This window comes from Kitasatospora sp. NPDC057198, assembly GCF_042670125.1.
In the GTDB taxonomy this organism is placed as follows: Bacteria; Actinomycetota; Actinomycetes; order Streptomycetales; family Streptomycetaceae; genus Kitasatospora.
Genome location: NZ_JBHUWH010000886.1, coordinates 1 through 1,131, shown reverse-complemented (window position 1 = coordinate 1,131; position 1,131 = coordinate 1). Strand labels below are relative to the sequence as shown.

The following is a 1,131-nucleotide window of genomic DNA, read 5'->3' as shown; positions in this document are numbered from 1 at the left end:
GTCGGCGAGCAGCTCGGCCAGTTCGCGGAAGAAGTGCTCGAAGCCGGCCGGGCTGATGACCTCGATCATCCGGGCCGGGACGGGGCCGGCGTTCCACATCGCGTGCAGTTCCCCGCGCGGCTTGGTGATGTAGCCGCCGGCGCCCAGCACGACCTCGCGGTCGCCGGAGCGGAAGCCGATCTCGCCCTCGGTCACGATCGAGTACTCGTCCTCCCGGGTGTGCAGGTGCGGCGGCACCAGCGCCCCGACCGGGAAGGGGTGTTCGACGACGGAGACCGCGCCGCCGGTGTCGGCGCCCCAGAGCTTGAAGGCGACCCCGATCGAGCCGAGGTCGCCCTCCCCTCCCTCGCCGGGGCGGACGACGGTGAGCGGCGGGACCGGCGGCCCTGTCATGGCGATCACTCCTCCACGCAATTCGGGATACACTGGCGTTCTCCCAAAAAAGTCTCCGCCTCGGACAACAGGGCGTCAACCGGTGAGTGAACAGCAGCGGCCGTCGCGAACGCGCGGCTACGAGATGCGCAAACGCGCCGAGGACGTGGGGCGGACGCGGCAGCGCATCATCGAGGCCGCCGTGCACCTGCACGGCACCGCGGGCCCGGCGGCGACGAGCATCGCGGCGATCGCCGAACGCGCCGGGGTCACCCGGCTGACCGTCTACCGGCACTTCCCCGACGGGACGGCGCTGTTCCGGGCGTGCTCGGGGCACTGGCTGGCGCAGCAGCGACCGCCCCGCCCCGAGGAGTGGGAGGCGATCGGGGGCGGGGTCGAACGGCTCGCGGCCGGACTCGCCGACCTCTACCGCTTCTACCGCGCGGGCGAGCGGATGCTGACGCTGGTCGACCGCGACCTGCACGCGGTGCCCGACGCGATCCGCGAGGCGTGGGAGGCGGGGAACCGGCGCCACGCCGAGGTGCTGGCCGACGCCTGGCCGACGGCGGGCGGGCCCGTCCGGCGGGCGGTGATCGGCCACGCGGCGGCCTTCTCGACCTGGCGCTCGCTCTGCCGGGAACAGGGCCTGACCGACCGCGAGGCGGTCGGGGCGATGGTCGCGCTGGTGCGAGCGGTGGACGGCTGAGCCGCCCACCGGGCCGGCGCTCGCGCGCGGTTCGGCGACGCACCGGGAGGCGC

At 74.5% G+C, this 1,131-nt stretch carries 2 protein-coding genes; one reads left to right on the top strand and one right to left on the bottom strand.

The window, feature by feature from the left end; translation table 11 throughout:
* On the bottom strand, positions 1-393 hold a 393-nt coding region (locus tag ACFUEL_RS39860), incomplete at its 3' end, for a cupin domain-containing protein (protein ID WP_380243140.1).
* An 82-nt stretch (positions 394-475) separates the two neighbouring features.
* Here ACFUEL_RS39860 and ACFUEL_RS39855 point away from each other — a divergent pair.
* Positions 476-1,078: a TetR/AcrR family transcriptional regulator gene (locus ACFUEL_RS39855; protein WP_380243138.1), complete on the top strand. Its 603-nt coding sequence runs from the start codon at positions 476-478 to the stop codon at positions 1,076-1,078.
* Positions 1,079-1,131: the final 53 nt, after the last annotated feature.